Consider the following 407-nt stretch of genomic DNA (forward strand, 5'->3'; position numbering starts at 1 on the left):
CGCGTGCCCGTGGTGTGGGTTCGCAAGGTAGATTCAATCCGAGCCTTCTGGTCGTCGTTTATTGAGTTTCTATTATGCGCCCTAGATGCGGTTGCGCGCACCATGGCGGCATATGAGTCAGCGATATCCTGGGTTTTTTCGTGGTCGGTGTACTCTATCAGCGCATTAAGATGCGCATCCAGGGTACCTGCATCGCCGCGTGCCACGGGACCGGTCAGCGCGCCTTCGCCACTCGCAAGCGCGTTATCGACGGTCGCACGAACCAGCGGACCGAGGTAACGCGCCGGGTCTTCAATACCGATACTAGCAAGCATCTGCTGGGACTGTCCCAAAAGTGTGACGAGATGGTTCGAGGCATGCGCCAGTGCGGCATGATAAAGCGCACGATCGGCTTCGGCAACGTGGAC

General features: G+C 58.2%; 1 protein-coding gene. It reads right to left on the bottom strand.

The features are described from left to right. Nucleotides 1-407: DUF2520 domain-containing protein (locus tag ER13_RS18155; protein WP_155988196.1), on the bottom strand; the 407-nt coding region annotated here is incomplete at both ends.

Origin of the sequence: Brevundimonas sp. EAKA (assembly GCF_000698025.1) — a bacterium.
GTDB lineage: Bacteria > Pseudomonadota > Alphaproteobacteria > Caulobacterales > Caulobacteraceae > Brevundimonas > Brevundimonas mediterranea_A.